The following is a 19,640-nucleotide window of genomic DNA, read 5'->3' as shown; positions in this document are numbered from 1 at the left end:
CGGGTGGATTCTGCGCGGAACCGGATCGCCGCGCCCGACGGAGCTGGCAGGCTGGGCTGGCCGCCGTGCACCAGCGGTGGCCGCCGGCCTGGCCGGTGACCGAGAGGAGCGCCGGGTGACCGACCAACCGGAGGAGTTCGACCTGCTCGTCGTCGGTGGCGGCAAGGCCGGGAAGACGTTGAGCATGGACGTCGCCCGATCCGGGCAGCGGGTCGCCATGGTCGAGCGCGGCATGATCGGCGGCAGCTGCATCAACGTCGCCTGCATCCCGACCAAGGCGTTGGTGACCAGCGCGCGGGCCGCCCGCCAACTGCGGGACGCGTCGGCGCTCGGCCTCACTGTCGACGGCGGCCGGGTCGACGTGGACCTGTTGCGCGCGCACAAGCAGGACGTGGTCGAGGGGATGGTCGCCGCCAACCGGCAGCAGTTCCTCGACTCCGGCCTGCACCTGGTGATCGGCGAGGCCCGGTTCGTCGGCCCACGGACCGTCCGGGTGGCCCTCGCCGACGGTGGCGAGCGGCTGCTGCGCGGCACCGACGTCGTGATCAACACGGGGACCCGCCCCCATCTGCCGTCGGTGCCCGGGATGGCCGAGGCCGGGGTGCTCACCAGCGACGAGCTGCTGCGCCTGGATCGGCTGCCGGCCCGGCTGGTGGTGCTCGGCGGCGGCACCGTCGGGGTGGAGTTCGCGCAGATGTTCGCGTCGTTCGGCAGCGCGGTGACGCTGGTCGAGGGCGGTCCACGGCTGCTCACCCGGGAGGATCCCGACGTGAGCGACGCGGTGATGCGCGTCTTCCTCGACGACGGCATCGACGTACGGGTGGGTGTGGCGGTAGCGCGCATCGAGCGGGACCCCGACGGCGCGTTGCGGGTGACGCTGGACGACGGCGGCGTGGTGATCGGGGACGACGTGCTGGTGGCGGCCGGCCGGGAACCGGTCACTGACGGGCTCGGCCTGGACGTCGCCGGCGTACGGCTCAGCGAACGGGGCTTCGTGGAGGTCGACGAACACCTGCGCACCAGCGCCGAGCACACCTGGGCGGCCGGAGACGTCGCCGGCAGCCCCCAGTTCACCCACGTCTCGTTGGACGACTACCGGATCATCAGGGCGAACCTCGCGGGAGGCCGGCGCAGCACCGCCGACCGGCTGATCCCGTACACCGTCTTCACCACCCCGGAGCTGGCCCGGGTCGGGCTGACCGAGATCGAGGCGCGCCACGCCGGGTACGACGTCCAGGTCGCCCACCTGCCGGTCGCCGCCATCCCCCGGGCCCGCACCCTGCGTCAGACCCGGGGCATGTGGAAGGCGGTCATCGACACCGGCACCGACCGGATCCTCGGCGCGGCGCTGCTCGGCCCCGAGGCCGGCGAGGTGATCACCTCCGTGCAGCTGGCCATGCTCGCCGCGATGCCGTGGACCGCCCTGCGGGACGCGGTCATCACCCACCCGACCATGACCGAGGGCCTCAACCTGCTGTTCGCCTCGCTGGAGTCCCGCCCGGTCCGCTGAGCGCCGCTCGACCAACCGTGCACCGGCTACCCGGCGATCTCGTCGCGTACCCGTTGCTGGAAGGCGCGGGCCTGCGCCCCGGTGGGCGGCGGCCCGCCGTGCCGCGCGGCGACCGCCTGCCGGATGACCTCGGCCGGGTCCCCCGCGTCGATCAGCCGCTGACCGGCCGCCGTCTTGGCGAGCCAGATGCCGTCGCGGTGGCGCACCAGCGATCGGCAGGCCCCGAGCACGGCGTCCTCGGTGCCGGGTGCGGGTTGGTCGGCGGGCGGTGTGGGTAGGGCGAGCCACCAGGTCAGCGCCTCGACGAGCAGCCGGCGCAGGTCGGCCGGGGCGAGGTCGGCGAAGACCTCCCCCGCTGGCGGCCCGAGCAGCGCGAGTCCGCTCTGGTGCAGGATGCTGCGGTCGAGGCCGTACCAGAACCGGCCGTCGGCGACCGGGCGGTCGGCGGGGTCGAGGGTGCGCCGGAACGGCATGCCGGCCCCGGTGTTCAGTTCGACCTCGAAGCCGGGCTCGGGGGTGCCGGAGGCGGCCACCGCCCGGTCGTAGACCACCAACTCCAGCCCGCGCGCCGGGCAGGGCAGCGCCTCGTGCCGCAGCCGCGCGACCAGCGCCTGCTTGGCGTCGGTGCTGAGCGGCCCGGCGCTGAGCAGCGCCACGTCCACGTCGCTGCGACCGGGCTGGTACGCCCCGAGCCCGACCGAGCCGGCGGCGTACGCCCCAACCAGGTCGGTGTCGAGCACGTCCCGGGCGGTGCTGACCAGGTCGTCGAGGTAGCGCTGAAGATCGGAGTGCACGGGCCATCATGGCGCACGGCTCGGAACCGGGCGGCACTACCCCGCGTAGAGCAGCAGCAGACCGGCGACGGTGTAGGTGACCATGAGTGCCAGCAGGGGCAGTTGGCCGGCCACCGCCCGGGCCCGGGGGAACAGGTACAGCGCGCGGTCGTGGGCGAGCAGGGTGCCGAGCAGGTGCCCGAGGACGATGACGGTGATCTGCAGGGTGGCCACCCCGGAGGGCGTGACCAGCGCGGTGTGCGGCTCCCAGTCGGCGGTGCCGAGCCAGTTGGCACCGGTGCCCAGCGGGTCGGAGAGCAACGCGACGGTGCGCTGGCCCTCCAGGATCAGCAGTGAGTAGTAGTGCGCCACCACGTACCCGACCGCGATCGGCACGATGGAGTGGGCGATCTCGCCCGGCACGGCACGGGCCTCGGCCGGGTCCGCGCGACCGATGCGCGCCGCGGCGCCGGTGGCGGCGAGGTACGCCACCGCGACGGCGGCGATGACGAGGCTCAGGCCGGCGCTGCCGGTGACCGCCGGGTGCAGGCCGTTCTCCTGGCTGAAGCGCAACCAGCCCGGCGCGTTGGAGAGGCTGTCGTACATGGTCGAGCCGAGCAGCACGATCACCACGGCGACCAGCCCGGGGCGGGGACGCAGACCGGCGATCCCGTCGAGCGGGTTGCGCCACACCAGGACGCCGTCGGCGGCCCGGCCGAGCGGGGCGAGCTGACCGATCAGGGTGCTGTACGCCTCGAACGGGTCGGCGTGGTCGAACCAGCCGGCGCCGAACACCACCGCGCCGACCAGCAGGAGCACCGCGTACCCGGCCAGCCAGGCGGTGATGACCGGCAGGGTGGCCCGGTCGGGGGCGACCAGTTCCAGCCAGACGAACCCGAACAGGGTGGCGGCGGCGGGCCACCATCCGACCCCGTCGGGCAGTTCACGCAGCCCACGGTGCGGGTCTCGCCGCGCGGCCAGCGCGGCGAGCAGGTGCACGGTGCGCAGCGGGTTGACCGCCCGCCAGACCGGGCCGAGCAGCAGCGACAGCGGTGCCAGCCCGACCCAGAGCAGGACGTAGAGCGTGCCGGCCGTCGGGTTGTCAGCGGTGTCCGGCCCGCCCAGCAGGCCGAGGCAGAACCAGGCCGCGGCGAGCAGGCCGAGCCCGCGCAGCGCCCACCGGACGGCCTGCGCGTCGACGAGTCGAGCGAGCCAGCGCGGCACGGGACGACCGCCGCTGGCGTCCCGGTCGAGCCGGGGTTCGCGCCACAGCACACCCAGTGCCACGAACGTGACGACGAGGGTCAGCGCGGCGGCGACGACGAGCTGCGGCAGCGTGATCGGCAGGTCCTGGCGGCCACCGACACCGTGGGCCAGCAGCGTGGGAGCGGCCGTCATGCCGCTCAGCGGACGACGAGCTGGAAGAGCACCAGCTCGGAGTCGTGCGTCTCCACCTCGAACAGTCCGGTCTGGTCGGCGCGGAACTCGACCGAGCCGGGCGTGCCGGCCGGCAGCCGGGCGCCCAGGTCGTAGCCGTGCACGTGCAACTCGTCGGACACGTCGGAGGTGACAGTGATCCGGACCAGCTCGCCCTTACTGACGGTGACCCGCCCGGTCGGCGGATCGACCCGCCGCTTCGCGATCGTCACGGTGATCTGTCGGTCCACCGCCGGGGTGCTGGCGGCGGCGCTGGGGGTGCCGGTGGGCGTCGGGGCGGGTGCGGTGGGGGTGGCGCCCGACGGGCCGGCGGACGTCGGCGCCGTCGAGGGGGTGCCCACCGAGGGGTCGTCGTCCTGCCCGCAACCGGCGAGGAGCAGGGCGGCGAGGGCGACGGCGGTGACGGTCGCGGCGGTGCGGGCGGCGGGGGTGCGGACGAACACGGGTGGACTCCGAACGACGCGAGGGGGACGGGTGTCGGTTTGATCGTCGGGGAGGAGAACTCTACGTCTTGTTCGGTGCCGGGGAAATGACCATGATGAACGAATGCGATCGAAGCTGATCACTGTGCGTAAGGTTCTGAGCCGTACCGTGGCGGCGCTGGCAGCGGCCCTGGCGGTGTCGCTGCTGCTGCCGGTCGCCCCGGCGTACGCGCACGGCCAGCTGGCGACCTCCACCCCGCTGACCGGCACCGTGGTACGCGAGCCGCTGACGCAGCTGGCGTTGTACTTCACCGAGAAGCCGGCCTCGAACGCGCACTTCGCCGTCACCGGGCCGGACGGGTCGCGAGTGGACAGTGGCTGGTCGCACGGTGAGCCGAAGCGACTGGACAAGCCGGTCACCGAGTACTTCATGGTCAACGGCGTGTTCGAGCCACGGCTGTACCACACCGGCTTCCCGGCCATGGTGACCGTCGCCCACTGGCCGGCGAAGGGCCGTTACACCGCCAGCTATCTCTCCGTGGCCTCCGACGGTGAGGCGGTGCGGGGCGAGGTGAGCTTCGACTACCAGGGCCCCGGCACGCCTGCCCCGGCCGGTTGGTCGCCGCCCACGGCGGGGCCGGATCCGGCGCTGATCGCCCAGGCCGAGGGTGGGGGCTCGACCACCCCAGGAGCCACCGGCAGCCCGGTCGCCCTCACCGACGCGGCGGCGGACGACCCGGCCGGCGCCGCCCCGGAGCAGCGTGGCGGCGGCTTTCCGGCCTGGCTGGTCCCGGCCCTGATCGTCGTGGTGGTCTCGGCGGTGGTGTTGCTGGCGGCCCGCCGTCGACCTGCGGCGCGGGGCGCCTCCCCGGCGGGCCGGCGGCCGGCCGGCCCGGCGGGTCGGGGCGCAGGCGCCCGCAAGGCTGCGGCTCCGACTCGGAAGACCGGTGCCCGGACGGGTGGTCCCGCGCGGCGCGGACGGCGGTAGACCACCGCAGCAACCGGCATTCTTCGCGTACCGCCTCGAACTTTCGCACGGACATAGGAAACTTTTGATGTATCGAGGCGAAGCCATGGACAGTGCAATCGAAACACCTTAATGTCTCGACCCATCAACCCGGTGTTTCCGCACTGTCACTCGTCGGCGTCGAGGACGTTACGGAGCCGGGGCCGACGGTCATCCTCACCGCTGATCCACGCCGGCCGTCGGGCACTCCACTGCCTCCTGGAGGAACGATGGGCACACCCCTGCTACGCCGACTCCACCATCCCGTCCTCGGTGCGCTGGCGCTCGTCCTCGCCGCCGGCCTCTGGGCCGTCCCCGCCACCGCCGCCCCCGCGCAGGAACCGGGCGTCACACTGCGCGTCTTCGACGTGCAGGTGCCGCTGTCCGAGCTGTGCACCCTCAAGCCCGCCCAGACCCCGAACGTGGACAAGCTGATGTCCACCATCAACTGGACCTCGGCGGCCGACTTCGGCTTCGAGGACAACTTCGTCTCGCAGGTGCTCGGCAACATCACCACCACCCAGGCCGGCAGCTACACGTTCCGGCTCAGCAGCGACGACGGATCCAAACTGTCCATCGACAATGCCGTGGTGATCAACCACGACGGGCTGCACGGCGCCACCCCGCCCAAGGAGGGAACCGTCACCCTCACCGCCGGCCTGCACCCGCTGCGCATCGACCACTTCGAGCGCGGCGGTGGACAGCAGATCACCCTGGAGTGGAAGACGCCCGGCTCGTCGGCCTTCGTGGTCGTACCGAACTCGGCGCTGAGCACCGACGCCGGCGTGGTCCGGGTGACCGCGCCCGGCCGCAAGGAGTGCGAAGGGGTCTTCGACTCCCCCGGCGACGGGCTGCCGCTGACCGGCGTGCACCCCGGCTACACGCTGACCAACCTGCGGCCCAGCGGCTTCCAGCCGAAGGTCACCGGGATGGACTGGCTGGCCGACGGCCGGCTCGTCATCAGCACCTGGGGCGGTAGCGACCAGTCCGGCACCTCCCAGGACGGCGAGGTCTGGATCCTCGGCAACACCGGCGGCTCGACCAGCCCCGGCACCGTCACCACCAAGAAGATCGCCGGCGGCCTGAAGGAACCGATGGGGCTCAAGGTCGTCGACGGGGTGGTCTACGTGACCGAGAAACAGCGGTTGACCCGGCTGGTGAACACCGGCGGCGACGAGGCGGCCGAGCGCCTGGAAACCGTTGCCACCTGGCCCTACGGCGGCAACTTCCACGAGTTCGCCTTCGGCCTGCTCTACGCCGACGGGTTCTTCTACCTGAACCTGTCGGTGTCGATCAACTCCGGCGGCGCCACCACCAACCCGCAACCCGCCACCAACCGGGGCACCACCATCAAGGTCAACAAGGACACCGGCGCGGTCAGTTACGTCGCCGGCGGCCTGCGTACGCCGCACGGCATCGGCTGGGGTCCGGAGGGCGGCCTCTTCGTCACCGACAACCAGGGCGGCTGGCTGCCCTCGTCGAAGCTGGTGCACGTCAAGCAGGGCCGGTTCTTCAACCACTACACGAACCCGGCGGGGCCGTTCGACACCGCCCCGGTCACGCAGCCGGTGCTCTGGATGCCGCAGAACGAGATCGCCAACTCGCCCAGCACGCCGCTCTACCTGACCAGCGGCCGGTACGCCGGCCAGTTCGTGATCGGCGACGTGACCTACGGTGGCCTGCAACGGGCGAACGTGGAGAAGGTCAACGGCGAGTACCAGGGCGCCCTGTTCCGGCTCACCCAGGGCCTGGAGGCGGGTGTCTCCGAGGTCAACATCGGCCCGGACGGCGCGATCTACGTCGGCGGGCTCGGCGCGGGCGGCAACTGGGGCCAGAGCGGCAAACTGTCGTACGGCCTGCAGAAGCTCACCCCGAACAGTTCCACCACGTTCGAGATGCTCGCGATGCGCGCCACCACCACCGGCTTCGAGGTGGAGTACACCCAGCCCGTCTCGGCGGGGACCGCCGCCGAACTGGCCGCGCGCTACAAGATCAAGCAATGGCGGTACGTGGCGACGTCGGCCTACGGCGGGCCGAAGATCGACGAGGAGACGCTGACCGTCACCTCGGCCACCCTCTCCTCGGACGGAAAGAAGGTCACCCTGGTGGTGCCCGGTCGCAAGGCCGGTCGGGTGGTGCACCTGCGCTCGCCGCGCCCGTTCACCTCCACCACCGGCCAGTCACTGTGGAGCACCGAGGCGTGGTACACGCTCAACTCCATCCCGGGCAGTCCGCCACCGCCGAGCGGCGGCACCATCACCGGCGTCGGCGGCAGGTGCCTGGACGTCGACAACTCGGGCACCGCCGACGGTACGAAGATCCAGCTCTGGACCTGCAACAACACCGCCGCGCAGTCGTGGACCCGGGTCGGCGACACCTACCGCGCGCTCGGCAAGTGCCTGGACGTGGACAATGCGGGCACCGCGAACGGCACGAAGATCCAGCTCTGGACCTGCAACGGCACCGGCGCGCAGGTCTGGCAACCGCAGAGCGACGGGTCGATCCGCAACCCGCAGTCCGGGAAGATCATGGAGGCCGCCGGCGGCAACACCGCCGAGGGCACCCAGATCCAGCTCGGCACCTATGCGGGCGGCGCACACCAGAAGTGGGTGGTCAGCAGCGGGGTGACCGGCTGACAGTCGGACGTGGGGGCGTGGCCTGATCGGCGGGTCAGGCCGCGCCCCGGCCCTTTGGCCGCAGGTCACCGGCGAGCAACGCGGACGCCGCCAGCGCCGCGGCCAGCACCCCGGTCACCGCGATGACGAATCCGCGCTCGGCGCCGCGGGGCGCCAACGCGACCCCGACGGCCAGCGCGGCGAGCGCCGCCACCGCCATCATCAGGCGGGCGGCGTCCGCGAGGCGCACCGCCCGGCGGCGGGCCGCGACCATGATGGTCAGCACGCCGAGCGCGCCGGCCGCTCCGATGATCGACCAGGACAGCCCCAGAGCGCGGGTCGGCGCGTCGACAGCTGTCGTCCCGGCGTACGCCAGCAGGCCGAAGGCGACGACCAGCAGACCGCCACGCCGCCGGGCCCGCGCGGCGTCCACACCATCCGGGGTACGCATCACCATCGCCTGACCTCCACGGTTGACCGCTGTCGCACCGGCATCATCCCCCGGTCGGCCCCGCGCGGAGAAGACCCCCGCCCCGGGATCCTGTGGGAGGCGCTCCGAGGCGTCGGTCAGGGGCCGTGCGGCAGCGGCTGCGCCAGCGCCCGCAGGTTCGCCGGCAACTGGGCCAGCGCGTCCTCGAACTCCCGGTGCCCGACCACCCGGTGCATCGTCTGCAGCACCGCGCGGGTGCCCCGCTCGGCGGCCGGGCGGTCGATCCCGGCGCGGTCGGCCACCCGGCGCAGGAACTCGTCGTAGTCGAACGTTTCGGCTGGCTCGGCCGCCTTGACCAGCAGCGGGCTCAGTTCGTCGGCCAGGTGGGGGGCCAACGCGCCCGCCTCCCCGCCGCTGAGCCGCTCGGTGAGGGTCCGCAGGACCGCCTCGGTGAGGGGGCGCGCCTGTTCCGGCGAAACATTCGCGCGTGCCGCAACCTTGTCGACGAACGCCAGCTCGGCCATGTCCCCGCCCTTCGCCTCGGAGACGCGTGGCTACCCGGGCCACGCGGCAGCAAACCCGGCGGCCGGCGCGATGGTTCTGCTGGTTGCCCCGCGCGACGCCGTCGGCTTCTCGTACGGTGAGGTCGGACCGGGAACCCGACGGCTGCCCGACGGCGGCCCGTGTCGCAGGAGGAGCAGATGGCCCTCGACCTGCCCGACGTGATCGACCGGTACTTCCGGGCCGTCAACGACCGGGACCTGGACGCCTTCGTCGCCTGCTTCGCCGACACCGCCAGCGTCGCCGACGAGGACCGGCTGTACGACGGGCGGGCCTCGATCCGCTCCTGGCGGCAGAAGACCATGGACGCGTACTCGTACACCGCCGAGCCGGTCCGCCTCACCCCGCAGGCGGGCGATTCGTACCTGGCCCTCACCCGGGTGTCCGGCGACTTCCCCGGCAGCCCGGTCGAGCTGCGGTACCGGTTCACGCTGCGCGACGGGCTGATCGGCGCCCTGGACATCCGTCAGTGACGGCGAACCCGTCCACCGGCCCGACGGCAGCACCGTGCCGCGAAGTCCGCCCCGGCCGCGCGGTGACCGTGTCCGGCCAGCGAGCCCAGCCGGGCGGTCCGGCCCGCAGGTGATCAACCGCCGAACGGACGAGACGGCCAACGGGTCAGTGGATGACATGATGTGAAGAACAGCTGTCGCTACGAGAAGGGTTCCGGCTGCCCGATGGCGCACTTCGAGGCTCGCACGCCGACGACACCCGCGTGGATCGCGGTGCCGCCGGCCGGGCAGCCGCGTCGGGCGGGCTGATGCCGGGAGAGCGACGGGAGGCCGTGGCCGAGCAGAATGTCCCGACCCACGCCACAGACACCATGGCGTACCAGGTCGCGACCGACGTGCGAGCGCTGCGCGCGTTCGTCAGCGCCGGGGCGCTGGCCCGCGGCCTGTCGGCCGAGCGGGTGGAGCTGTTGACGCTGGCGGTCAGCGAGCTGGCCACCAACACGTTGCAGCACACCACCGGCGGCGGCTGGGTCCGGCTCTGGGCGGAGTCGGGTCAGCTGTTCTGCGACGTGGTCGACCACGGGCCGGCGCGGGCGTTCGGGCGGAGCATGCCGGCCGCCGACTCGGTACGCGGTCGCGGGCTGGCCATCGTCGAGCAGATCTGTGACGAGGTGGCGGTGCTCACCGGCCCCGGAGAGACCGTCGTACGGATTCGCCTGAGTCTGTGAACGTCGGCGGCGATCCCCGCCCACGCGGGCCACGACGGCTGTCACAATGCGGACAGCCCGGGCCGACGGTGGCCCTGGGTCAGCCCCGAACAGGAGGACGCCACGATGCCGGACAGCGCACGCGAGGCGGAGCTGCTCGACGCCGAGCGCACCCTGCAGGCCGCCCAGCGAGCCGGCGACGTCGCCGCCCTGGACCAACTGCTGGTCGACCAGCTGATCGCCATCGGCCCGGACGGGCGTGCGCTCACCAAGCAGGACGACCTGACCGCCCACCGGGACCGCCGCTCGGTCGTCGAGGAGTTGGTGGAGGAGGAACTGGACCTGCTCGTCGTCGGTAGAACGGGGGTCACGTTCTTCCTGGGTCGGGTGTCCGGAACCCTCGACGGGGTGCCGTTCGCGGCGCGGCTGCGCTACACCCGGACCTGGGTCCACGACGACCCACACGGCTGGCGGGTCCTGGCCGCGCACATCAGCCCGGTCTGACTCAGCTCGGGTCCTCGTCGTCCTCGTCGTCCTCGTCGAGCAGGCCCTGCTCGTCGAGGAACGCGAACCACCGGTCGTCGGCGGGGGTCAGATCGGCGTAACCCGGCCCGAGCAGGTAGTAGTCCACGAAGGATTCCACGTCGGGGGCGAGCTCCTCGAACGCGTCGGACATGAACCACTCGGTGCCGGTCGGTGGGAAGTACCAGATCGCTCCGGTGCCACGGTCCATGAAGACCGGTTCGTCGCTGCGGGTGCCGATCACCAGCCAGCCGGCCCGGTTCTGGGGAATGGCCGAGAAGTCGGGCGCGTAGTCCAGGTGGTACTGGATCCCGGGCAGGGTCGACGTGGACGCCAGCTCGACCCGACCCGCCCGTATCCCGTCGGTCACCAGCAGGAGATCCCGCAGGTCGGCCGGGAGCCCCGCCGGCACGGCGTCGATGGCCGCCCCCTCGCCGAACTCGGCGTACGCCAGGCTCTCCGGCAGATCGGCCAGGTCGGCCCGCAGCTCCTCGATGAGCTGCCGCAGCTCGGCGTTCACCGCACCACCTCTGTTCGGATGAGGCCTCGTCCGGCAAGGCTCCGGCTGCCCGGAGACCCACGAGCCGATGCGCGGTTTGGTTCTACCACGCATCGGCTCGTCGCGGCGTCACCTCGCCGATTCCGCCTAACCAACGGGAACGGGAACTGCCCACGATCCGGTCCCGGTGTGCTGCCGTCGAGCCCTTTCCTCAGGTCACGACGGCGTCGATCGGCCCGACGCGCAGGGTGCCGTCGTTGAGGGGGGTGCAGCGGACGCCGCCGGTGGTGCGCAGCGCCTTCCAGGCCCCCGGGCCGACGGTGACGTCCATCCAGGCGCACGGTCGGGCCGCCCGGTTGACCCGCAGGCTGACCGGGCCGTCGCCGGAGTCCAGCACCAGCACTCTGCCGATCAGCTCGTCGACGGCGATCCCGGTGGTGAGGATGTTGCGCCGCACCTCGGCCAGGCCGATGCCGTCCGGCAGCGATTCCCGGGCGATGACGGTGACGCTGGCGTCGCGGTGTGCCTGCTGACCGAAGTAGCGGTCGCCGACGATGCCGAGGCCGGCCCGGATCCGGACGGCGTCGACCAGCTCGCCGGGTGGGGCGGGTGCCGGCCCGTCGGCGGGCCGGCCCAGGAAGCGGTGCACGGGCGAGGCCAGCAACTCGACGATCTCCGGCATGACAGGAAGTCTACGAAGCGCACGGGGTGCCGCGGCGCAGGTCGACGGATGACGAGGCGGGTCGGCTGTTGCCAGGGCACGGCAGACTGTTCTATAACTGTTGCATGAGTTCTATAACAGTACGCGCGACGGTTCCCCCTGGGCGGTACGGAAGCTATGGCGGGCGGTACGTGCCGGAATCCCTGATCCCCGCCTGCGAGGCGGTCGCCGAGGCCTTCTCTGAGGCGTGGGCCGATCCCCGGTTCCGTGGCAGCCTCACCGCGCTGCTGTCGGCGCACGTGGGACGACCGACGCCGCTGACGCCGGCCGTGCGACTGTCGGCCGAACTTGGCGTGACGGTGCTGCTCAAGCGGGAAGACCTGACGCACACCGGATCCCACAAAATCAACAACGTGCTCGGGCAGGCGCTGCTGGCCCGGCGCATGGGGCGTACCCGTCTGATCGCCGAGACCGGAGCGGGCATGCACGGCGTCGCGACGGCGACGGCCGGCGCCCTGCTCGGTCTACCGGTGACGGTGTTCATGGGCGAACGCGACGTGGAACGCCAGGCGCACAACGTCTTCCGGATGCGGCTGCTGGGCGCCGAGGTCGTTACGGTGACCACCGGCAGCCGCACGCTCAAGGACGCCACCAGCGAGGCCATGCGCCACTGGGTGACCGACGCCGACGAGGCGTACTACTGCGTGGGCTCGGTCATCGGTCCGCACCCCTATCCGATGATGGTCCGCGAATTCCAGCGCGTCATCGGTGACGAGGCCCGACAGCAGTGCGCGGCCGAACTGCCCGCTGCCACCCCCGACTACGTGGTCGCCTGCGTCGGCGGCGGCAGCAACGCGGCCGGCACGTTCGCCGGGTTCGTCGAGACGTCGGCGAAGCTCGTCGGGGTGGAGGCCGAAGGCGGCTCCGGCGCGGCGAACGGGGAGGTCGGCGTTCTGCACGGCTTCCGGTCGCTGTTCCTGCAGGACGAGCACGGGCAGATCAGGGAGGCGCACTCGATCGCGGCCGGGCTGGACTACCCGGGCGTCGGCCCCGAGCACGCGTACCTGCGCGATCTGGGGCGCGCCCGGTACGTCACCGCATCCGACGGGGAGGCGATCGCGGCCGCCGTCCGGCTCGCGCGGGCCGAGGGCGTGCTGCCCGCCATCGAGTCGGCCCACGCGCTCGCCTGGGTCGTTCGCGCCGCCGGCACACCGGAGCTGCCCAGCGGGTCGACAGTGCTCGTCACCCTCTCGGGGCGCGGCGACAAGGACGTGACCACCCTGATCGCGGAGGCGGACCTCGGATGAAGCTGTTGATGCCCTACATCACCGGCGGGATCGTGCCCGGTTGGACGGCCTTCCTGAGCGCCTTCGCGCACGCCGGGGCCGACATGATCGAGGTCGGGCTGCCGTTCTCCGATCCCACTGTGGACGGCCCCACCATCCAGGAAGCCTCGGACGCGGCGCTGGCCCGGGGCACCACGCCCGCCTCGGTCCTGGCGGACCTCGCCGGAACGCGGGTGGGCATCCCCCTGGTCGCCAGCACGTACGCCAACATCGCGCTGCGGCCCGGGTTCGGCGACGCGCTCGCGGCGGCCGGGGTGACCGGGCTGATCGTGCCCGACCTGCCCCTCGACGAGCTGGCCGGGTTGCACGTGCCGGGCGTCCAGGTGAGTCTGCTCGCCTCACCCGCCACGCCGGACGACCGGCTCGCCGAGATCGGCCGGCGCAGTCAGGGTTTCGTGTACGCCGTGTCGGTCATGGGCACGACCGGCGAACGTGACCGGCTCGCGCCCTCGGCCGTCCTGCTGGCCGCCCGGCTCAAGCAGGTCACCGACCTGCCCGTGCTGGTGGGCTTCGGCATCTCGACCCCGCAGCAGGCGGCCGAGGCGGCGGCGGCAGCCGACGGCGTCATCGTCGGCGCGGCCGTCATGCGGCGCATCCTCGACGGCGCGAACCCCGCCGAGGTCGGGGCCTTCGTGGCGTCGCTGCGGGCCGCGCTGTCGCCGGTGGCCCCCGTGCGATGATCGGCGGTGGCCGTCGACGACGGGGGGCGGACAGTCGACGCATCGGGAGGCAGACCAGTGGCACGCTATCGGGCCATCGCCGCCGACCTCGCCGCCAAGATCCGCGACGGCCACTACCGGCCGGGCGACGCGCTGCCCGCGCAACGCGAGCTGAGCGCGGCGTACGGCGTCACGGTGATGACACTGCGGCAGGCCCTGCGCGAACTGAGCGCCGAAGGGCTGATCGTCCAGCGGCCCGGCAAGGGCACCTACGTCGCGCCGTCGCCCGCGGCGTACCAGCTGGGATCCTTGCGGAGCTTCGGCGACGACCTGCGTGAGCAGGGCCACGAGGTCCACACGACGGTGCTCTCCCGCGCGCAGCGCCGGCTGCCCGCACGCGTCGCGGCCCGGCTGCGGGTCCGCGAGGCCGAGACGGGTCTGCGCCTCGAGCGGGTCCGCGCGTTCGCCGGCCGCCGCGCCATTCACCAGATTTCCTGGGTACGCGAGCCGCACGCGAGCCGGTTGCACGACGTGGACTTCACCGGCACGTCGCTGTACGCGGCCCTGGCCGACCTCGGCGTGACGGTGGCCCGGGCCTCGGAGACGATCCGGCCGGAGGTGTTGAGCGTCGACGTGGCCCGGCATCTGGACGAGGCCGAGGGAGCGCCGGTGCTGGTCAGCGACCGGATCACCTACGCGCCCGACGGGACGGCCCTGGTGACGGACCGGGCGACGATGGTGGGCAGCATGATGCAGATCACCGCCGACCGGGCCGCCACCGGGCTGTCCCTGCACTACGGCGCGGTCTAGCCCGCCATTGACCCGGTGCCGGCTGGTGTGCCGGTGACGGTCAGGTCGCGCACTCGGCCCACGTTGTCGAACGACCCGAAGCCGACCCGCCCCGCGCCGAACGTGGTGTCCTTCGCGGTCAACAGCGGGTCCCGGTCTCCGTCGACGTAGACGGCGATCTCGCCGGTGGCCGGCAGGTGCACCACCCGCACCCGGTGCCACCGGGCATCGGTGATCGCCGGGTTCGCGCCCCGGGACCGGCCGTTCCACTGGTGGTCGATGCGTTCCCGGTCGGCGTTGTCCACCTTGAAGATGCCGTTGTGCGGATAGATCGTGTTGTCGGTGGAGAGGTGGGCGTAGTAGAACTCGGTGTCCGAGCGCCAGCCGAAGACGATGATCACGTCCCGGTTGCTGACCTCCACCGGTGTGTCGAGCCGTACCTGAGCGTCCACCCGCACCGACGACCACGCCGGTCCGGCGGTCAGCACGGCGTACTCGAAGGGTCGGCGCGGACCCGGCCGGCTCTCCCCGGCCTCGGCCAGGATGACCTGGTCGCCTGCGAACCGCCACTTCGCCGGCGTCACCGGCGCCCAGTTGGCCGCCCCGGCGGTGCGGCGCAGCGTGACGTCCCCGACGTCGCCGCTGGCGTACCCGGTGGTGCCGGTCACCTTCCAGACCTTCCCGTTGGCCTTCGCGACGACGTAGAGCTCACCGGCGGCGTCGGTGCCGAAGCGCAGGTCGACCCGGTTGGGGTCGCCGGGCGCACCCGGCGCGGACAGGTCGCGCATCCGGACCGGGGTGCCCGCCGGGTCGAAGAGGGCGAGCTGGTGGATGGTGGCCAGACCCCGGCCCCGGCGCATCTCGTTGGCCTCGGTGTAGAACACCCGGCCGTCGACCAGGTCACCGAAGACGTACTTGCCGCGCAGCGCGGGCAGCGTCCGCCCCCGGTAGACGAAACCACCGGCCACCGCGACACCGACGTCGTCGGTGCAGTTCCAGCCGGCGGCGGGGTCGTGGTCGTACGCGGCGACCGGGTAGGTGTAGCCGTAGCTGGCGTCGTCGGCGGGCAGCGGGAGCAGCCGGTCGCAGGGGTTGGTGGCCGTCTTGTCGAAGACGAATGAGCCTTCCCGCTCGCTCCAGCCGAAGTTGTCCCCGGCACGGACCTCGTAGATCGCCTCGACGGCGTGTTCACCGATGTGCCCGAGGTACATCCGACCGGTCGCCCGGTCCCAGCTGAACCGGTGCGGGTCCCGGAAACCCACCGCGTAGAGCTCGCCGAGCGCGCCCGCCCGCCCCACGAACGGGTTCGTCGGTGGGATGCCGTAGCGCCCGTTCGCGGCGTTGGTGCCCCGGGGGTCGATCCGCAGCAGCTTGCCGTGCGGCACCGCCAGGTTCTGCGGGTCGGTGTTGCGCGCGCCCTGCCCGCCGTCGCCGACGGCGAGGTACAGCAGGCCGTAGTCGCGGTCGTGGCGCTTGGCAGTGGGGTCGAAGTTGATTTCCTGGATGCCGTGCACCTGGCCGCCGAAGCCGATGCGCAGCACCTCGCGGTGCGTACCGGCGAAGGTGGCGGCGCCCGGGTCGGTCGCCGTCCACTCGATGATGACGCCGTGGAAGAGCGTGTTGGGCTGGGCGTAGTCCGGTACGGCGGTCGTCGTCGACGCCAACTCGGTGTGGATGGTGTAGAACCGGCCGTTCACCCCGAACTCCGGATGGAACGCGACATACCCGAAGCCCTGGCCGAGCCCACGACCGGAGAAGAACCGCGGCGCGAACGTCGCGGCCACGTCCAGGTAGACGTGCGGCACACCATTCTCGACGAGGTAGAGGCTGCCGTTGAGGTCGGGCACCGCCCGTCGGCCGGAGCCGTCGGGCACCTCCATGATGGTGTTGATCCGCGCGGTACGCATGAGCCGCGCGTCGGTCGGCGCCGGCGTGGGGTACGACTGCGGGAAGCTGGCGTACTCGCTGAGCACCAGCCCGAGTCGGGACTGGGTCGGCATCTCGGGGATCGGGTCGTAGACCGCGTCGGCGGCCCGTGCGGGCGTGGCGACCAGTGTGGACAGGATCAGCACGAGGGCGGTGAGGCAGGCCCTCACTGTTAGCCGGCGGGTGGTGCCGGCCCGGCGGTGCACTGTGCGCACGCGTGTCTCCTTCTCGGTGGGACGGTGCCGAGGGTGGTCAGCGGGCAAGGTGGCGGTACTGCCTCCGTACGTCGTTCGCGGAGACCACACTGTCGAGGAACATCAGGCCGTCCATCCGGCAGTCGCACGGGTTGCGTTCCACCGTGTCCTGCGGGAAGCTGCCGCCGATCTTGATGCCCCGGGGGTCGGACGCGCTGGTCAGGTGCGGGCCGGGTCCGGACACCAGCCACGGGTCGTCGGTGCGGGTGTAGAAGCCGTCCACCGGTTCACCGTTGCGGTAGAGGGCGAGCGCGCCGGTGTCGAAGTCGAAAGTGGCGGCCAGGTGCACCCACTGCCCCACCGGCAGCAGCTCGCGCCAGTCCTGGGTGGCGGCGAAGGTCTGCGAGTTGCCGCCGTCGAGCCGCCGGCCGAGCGCGACGAGGCGCACCTGCCCGTCGACGTCGATCAGCTCCAGCAGGGCGCGGACGCCGTGACCGTCGGAGTCGCCGGTCAGCACCCCGGCCAGGCCGATGGCGTTGTACCTGTCGTCCGGGTCGGCGGTGGTGGAGTTGGGCAGCGGGCTGTCCATGTTCAGCTTGAACCAGCCCATCACCGTGGTGCCGGCGGTGGCGCTGAAGGCGCGCAGCGTCCGCACCCCGCTGGCCGACCAGGTGCCGGCCTTCCAGTCGTCGTTGCCGGCACCAGTGGGGTCGACCTGGCGGGTCTGCACCGCGTTGCGGCTGCCCCGGTAGGCGTGGTCCGGCACCCGCATCGCCGCGCCGCCGTTGACCAGCTCGATCTCGGTGCCGGAACGGCCCTGGTCGCGTTCCAGGGCCGGGTCGCCGGGCACAGGGTGGTCGAAGTCGTACGCGGCGACCAGATGCGTGCGCAGCGCCGGGTGGACGTCGGGCGAGGTGTGCCGGTCCGCCTGTGCCGGTGGCGTGCCCACACCGGCCAGGACGCCGATCGCCAGCAGGGAGACGGCCGCTCGTCGGGCAGTGGACATGGCTGTCACCTCGTTTCGCGGCAGGGAGGATGCCGGTCACGTAAGCGCTTACGTAAGCGCTTACGTACCCTAGGCTTCGATCAATGTCACTCGCAATAGATCGGGTGACATGAATGTTTCCGGAGGGTTGCGGATGTCCAGGGCCAGCCGGCGGCCGCGCCTCGTGGACGTCGCCGAACACGCAGCTGTCTCGCTGGCGACCGCCTCCCGGGCCCTCGCCGGCCGCGCGGGGGTCAGCGCCGAGGTGGCCGACCGGATCCGCCAGATCGCCCGCGAGCTGGGCTACGTGGCCAACCCGTACGCCCGCACCCTGGCCGGAGGAGCCACCTCCACCGTGGGTCTGATCGTCCACCAGGTCGACGACCCGTACTTCGCCGAGATCGCCGCCGGGGTCATCCAGCTCGCCGCCGAGCAGGGGCTGCTGGTGCAGATCTGCCAGTCCGGCCGCGACCCCGACTACGAGCTGCACCAGCTGCGCCACCTGATCGCCCAACGGGTCGGCATCGTCCTGATCAGCGGTTCCGGCTACGACGACCCACGGATGGAGAGCGCGGCCCGCGCCGAGCTGGCCGCGTTCCAGGACCACGGCGGCCGGGCCGCGGCCATCGGCCGACACGCGCTCGGCGTCGACGCCGTCCTGCCGGACAACGAGGCCGGTGGCCACGCCCTCGCCCAGCACCTGATGGATCTCGGCCACCGACGGATCGCGGTCGCCGCGGGCAGCGCCGGCCTCACCACCGTCGCCGACCGGCTGGCCGGGGTCTCGGCGGCAGTGCGCCAGCGCGGCCGGTCCCCCGTCGACCTCGCCGTCGTGCACAGCGCCTTCACCCGCGACGGTGGGCGCGCCGCCGCCGAGCGGATCCTCAACGAGCATCCGGAGACGACGGCGATCATCGCGCTCAACGACGTGATGGCCATGGGCGTGCTGTCCACACTGCGGTCCCGCCGGGTGCCGGTGCCCGCGCGGATGTCAGTGGTCGGCTTCGACGACGTCTCCGTGGCCGCCGACCTCGCACCCAGCCTCACCACCATCCGGCTGCCGATGACCGAGATGGGCCGCACGGCACTGACCCTCGCGCTCAAGCCCCGCACGACCCGCCCCCGCCGCCGCCCCACCGGGCACCTGCTGGTCGTCCGCGACTCGACCGGGCCCGCACCGACGAGCTGACCGCAATGCCGCACCGCGACGGCCGGACGTCTGGCACGGTCGAGGGGTCCACCCCGTGACCGGATCAGGAGAGTCAATGGCCGAGAACGCCGTACGCCACCGGACCGTCGACGTCGACGGCATCGCGATCTTCTACCGCGAGGCCGGTCCCGTCGACGCGCCGGTCGTGCTGCTGCCGCACGGGTACCCGTCGTCATCGTTCCAGTTCCGCCACCTGCTGCCCGCGCTGGCCGACCGGTGGCACGTCATCGCGCCCGACTACCCGGGCTTCGGTTACAGCGCGCTGCCCGACCCCGACCGGTTCGCGTACACCTTCGACGCCCACGCTCACCTGCTCCAGCGCTTCGTCGACACGCTGGGGCTGACCCGCTACGTGATCTACCTGCAGGACTACGGCAGCCAGTTCGGGCTGCGCCTGGCGATGGCCGCCCCGCAGCGGGTCGCCGGCCTGGTCATCCAGAACGGCGACATCTACCCCGACCAGCACGGGCCCAAGTACGAGCCGCTGAAGCGGTTCTGGCGCGACCCGACCGACGAGGGCCGAGCGGAGTTGGCCACGGCGATCAGCGAGGACGGCTTTCGCGGCGAGTTCCTGGGCGAACTGCCGGACCGGCTGACCGACCGGGTGAGCCCGGACCTGTGGCGGCTCTCCGGCGCGCTGGTCACCGATCCGCGGCGGCGCGACGCCTGGCTGCGACTCCTCGCCGACCAGGGCAGCACCGTCGCCTGGTTCCCGCGCCAGCAGGAGTACCTGCGGACCCACCGGCCGCCCACACTGATCGTGTGGGGGCCGCACGACGGCTACATGCCCGAAGGCGCGGCCCGCGCCTACCTGCGGGACCTGCCCGACGCGGACCTGCACCTGCTCGACGGCGGCCACTGGCTGCTCGAGACGCACCTCGACGAGGTCGTCCGGCTGGTCCGCGACTTCCTCAACCGGCTCCAGCCGTGACAGAC

At 72.4% G+C, this 19,640-nt stretch carries 20 protein-coding genes; 11 read left to right on the top strand and 9 right to left on the bottom strand.

Annotated elements, in window-relative coordinates; all coding sequences use genetic code 11:
* Positions 1 to 115 precede the first annotated feature (115 nt).
* Positions 116 to 1,510, top strand: a complete 1,395-nt coding sequence (locus KBX26_RS20915) for an NAD(P)/FAD-dependent oxidoreductase (protein WP_210866217.1) — start codon at positions 116 to 118, stop codon at positions 1,508 to 1,510.
* A gap of 26 nt (positions 1,511 to 1,536) precedes the next feature.
* Here the strand turns inward: KBX26_RS20915 and KBX26_RS20910 are convergent, their stop codons facing one another.
* From KBX26_RS20910 to KBX26_RS20900, 3 genes are read right to left on the bottom strand one after another with little or no spacing between them, the layout of a single operon-like run.
* Positions 1,537 to 2,304 (bottom strand): nucleotidyltransferase domain-containing protein, encoded by a 768-nt coding sequence (locus KBX26_RS20910; protein ID WP_210866216.1) that lies wholly within the window; start codon positions 2,302 to 2,304, stop codon positions 1,537 to 1,539.
* 36 nt (positions 2,305 to 2,340) lie between these two features.
* On the bottom strand, positions 2,341 to 3,681 hold the full coding sequence (locus KBX26_RS20905; protein WP_210866215.1) for a hypothetical protein: 1,341 nt from the start codon (positions 3,679 to 3,681) through the stop codon (positions 2,341 to 2,343).
* A 5-nt stretch (positions 3,682 to 3,686) separates the two neighbouring features.
* Positions 3,687 to 4,163, bottom strand: a complete 477-nt coding sequence (locus KBX26_RS20900) for a hypothetical protein (protein WP_030335497.1) — start codon at positions 4,161 to 4,163, stop codon at positions 3,687 to 3,689.
* 124 nt (positions 4,164 to 4,287) lie between these two features.
* Between KBX26_RS20900 and KBX26_RS20895 the strand changes: the two genes are divergently transcribed.
* Both KBX26_RS20895 and KBX26_RS20890 read left to right on the top strand, forming a co-directional pair.
* Positions 4,288 to 5,130, top strand: a complete 843-nt coding sequence (locus KBX26_RS20895) for a copper resistance protein CopC (protein ID WP_245233717.1) — start codon at positions 4,288 to 4,290, stop codon at positions 5,128 to 5,130.
* A gap of 248 nt (positions 5,131 to 5,378) precedes the next feature.
* Entirely contained in the window at positions 5,379 to 7,784 is a 2,406-nt protein-coding gene (locus tag KBX26_RS20890) for a ricin-type beta-trefoil lectin domain protein (protein WP_210866213.1), read from the top strand.
* A 34-nt stretch (positions 7,785 to 7,818) separates the two neighbouring features.
* Here the strand turns inward: KBX26_RS20890 and KBX26_RS20885 are convergent, their stop codons facing one another.
* Both KBX26_RS20885 and KBX26_RS20880 read right to left on the bottom strand, forming a co-directional pair.
* On the bottom strand, positions 7,819 to 8,220 hold the full coding sequence (locus KBX26_RS20885; protein WP_210866212.1) for a hypothetical protein: 402 nt from the start codon (positions 8,218 to 8,220) through the stop codon (positions 7,819 to 7,821).
* Positions 8,221 to 8,330: 110 nt separating this feature from the next.
* Positions 8,331 to 8,717, bottom strand: coding sequence for a DUF2267 domain-containing protein (locus KBX26_RS20880; protein WP_210866211.1), 387 nt, complete (start codon positions 8,715 to 8,717; stop codon positions 8,331 to 8,333).
* Positions 8,718 to 8,894: 177 nt separating this feature from the next.
* Here KBX26_RS20880 and KBX26_RS20875 point away from each other — a divergent pair, with 177 nt between their 5' ends.
* The 3 genes from KBX26_RS20875 to KBX26_RS20865 all read left to right on the top strand — a co-directional run bounded on the left by KBX26_RS20875 (position 8,895) and on the right by KBX26_RS20865 (position 10,417).
* Positions 8,895 to 9,227, top strand: a complete 333-nt coding sequence (locus tag KBX26_RS20875; RefSeq protein WP_030335490.1) for a nuclear transport factor 2 family protein — start codon at positions 8,895 to 8,897, stop codon at positions 9,225 to 9,227.
* A gap of 242 nt (positions 9,228 to 9,469) precedes the next feature.
* The gene (locus KBX26_RS20870; RefSeq protein ID WP_307857870.1) at positions 9,470 to 9,934 is read left to right on the top strand and encodes an ATP-binding protein; all 465 of its coding nucleotides are present in this window, start codon (positions 9,470 to 9,472) and stop codon (positions 9,932 to 9,934) included.
* Between the two features lie 105 nt (positions 9,935 to 10,039).
* Positions 10,040 to 10,417: a nuclear transport factor 2 family protein gene (locus tag KBX26_RS20865; RefSeq protein ID WP_030335487.1), complete on the top strand. Its 378-nt coding sequence runs from the start codon at positions 10,040 to 10,042 to the stop codon at positions 10,415 to 10,417.
* A gap of 1 nt (position 10,418) precedes the next feature.
* On the opposite strand, the gene KBX26_RS20860 is transcribed toward KBX26_RS20865, so the two are convergent.
* Positions 10,419 to 10,955 (bottom strand): SUKH-4 family immunity protein, encoded by a 537-nt coding sequence (locus tag KBX26_RS20860; RefSeq protein ID WP_210866210.1) that lies wholly within the window; start codon positions 10,953 to 10,955, stop codon positions 10,419 to 10,421.
* Positions 10,956 to 11,145: 190 nt separating this feature from the next.
* Positions 11,146 to 11,616, bottom strand: coding sequence for a molybdenum cofactor biosysynthesis protein (locus KBX26_RS20855; RefSeq protein WP_210866209.1), 471 nt, complete (start codon positions 11,614 to 11,616; stop codon positions 11,146 to 11,148).
* A gap of 113 nt (positions 11,617 to 11,729) precedes the next feature.
* Between KBX26_RS20855 and trpB the strand changes: the two genes are divergently transcribed.
* From trpB to KBX26_RS20840, 3 genes are read left to right on the top strand one after another with little or no spacing between them, the layout of a single operon-like run.
* A complete protein-coding gene (gene trpB, locus KBX26_RS20850; RefSeq protein ID WP_374224318.1) occupies positions 11,730 to 12,902 on the top strand; it encodes a tryptophan synthase subunit beta in 1,173 nt (390 codons plus the stop codon).
* Positions 12,899 to 13,621, top strand: a complete 723-nt coding sequence (trpA, locus tag KBX26_RS20845) for a tryptophan synthase subunit alpha (protein ID WP_210861261.1) — start codon at positions 12,899 to 12,901, stop codon at positions 13,619 to 13,621. The genes trpB and trpA overlap by 4 nt, the downstream gene beginning before the upstream one ends.
* Positions 13,622 to 13,678: 57 nt before the next feature.
* Positions 13,679 to 14,410 carry a GntR family transcriptional regulator gene (locus KBX26_RS20840; RefSeq protein ID WP_210861263.1) on the top strand — a complete coding sequence of 244 codons (732 nt, stop codon included), beginning with the start codon at positions 13,679 to 13,681 and terminating at the stop codon, positions 14,408 to 14,410.
* Here KBX26_RS20840 and KBX26_RS20835 read toward each other — a convergent pair.
* Together KBX26_RS20835 and KBX26_RS20830 are read right to left on the bottom strand one after the other, a co-directional pair.
* Positions 14,407 to 16,530 carry a sorbosone dehydrogenase family protein gene (locus KBX26_RS20835; protein WP_210866208.1) on the bottom strand — a complete coding sequence of 708 codons (2,124 nt, stop codon included), beginning with the start codon at positions 16,528 to 16,530 and terminating at the stop codon, positions 14,407 to 14,409. The two genes, KBX26_RS20840 and KBX26_RS20835, sit on opposite strands and share 4 nt — an antisense overlap.
* Before the next feature lie 37 nt (positions 16,531 to 16,567).
* On the bottom strand, positions 16,568 to 17,515 hold the full coding sequence (locus KBX26_RS20830; RefSeq protein WP_210866207.1) for a LamG-like jellyroll fold domain-containing protein: 948 nt from the start codon (positions 17,513 to 17,515) through the stop codon (positions 16,568 to 16,570).
* Between the two features lie 133 nt (positions 17,516 to 17,648).
* On the opposite strand from KBX26_RS20830, the gene KBX26_RS20825 reads away from it, so the two are divergent.
* Together KBX26_RS20825 and KBX26_RS20820 are read left to right on the top strand one after the other, a co-directional pair.
* Complete coding sequence (locus tag KBX26_RS20825; protein ID WP_030335470.1) at positions 17,649 to 18,683, top strand: LacI family DNA-binding transcriptional regulator; 1,035 nt, start codon at positions 17,649 to 17,651, stop codon at positions 18,681 to 18,683.
* A gap of 76 nt (positions 18,684 to 18,759) precedes the next feature.
* Positions 18,760 to 19,635: an alpha/beta fold hydrolase gene (locus KBX26_RS20820; RefSeq protein WP_210862974.1), complete on the top strand. Its 876-nt coding sequence runs from the start codon at positions 18,760 to 18,762 to the stop codon at positions 19,633 to 19,635.
* Positions 19,636 to 19,640 lie beyond the last annotated feature (5 nt).

This window comes from Micromonospora sp. C97 (assembly GCF_018070385.1).
GTDB classification, from domain to species: Bacteria; Actinomycetota; Actinomycetes; order Mycobacteriales; family Micromonosporaceae; genus Micromonospora; species Micromonospora parva.
Note: the sequence above shows the minus strand (reverse complement) of the source record. Positions and strands in the feature narration are given on the sequence as shown.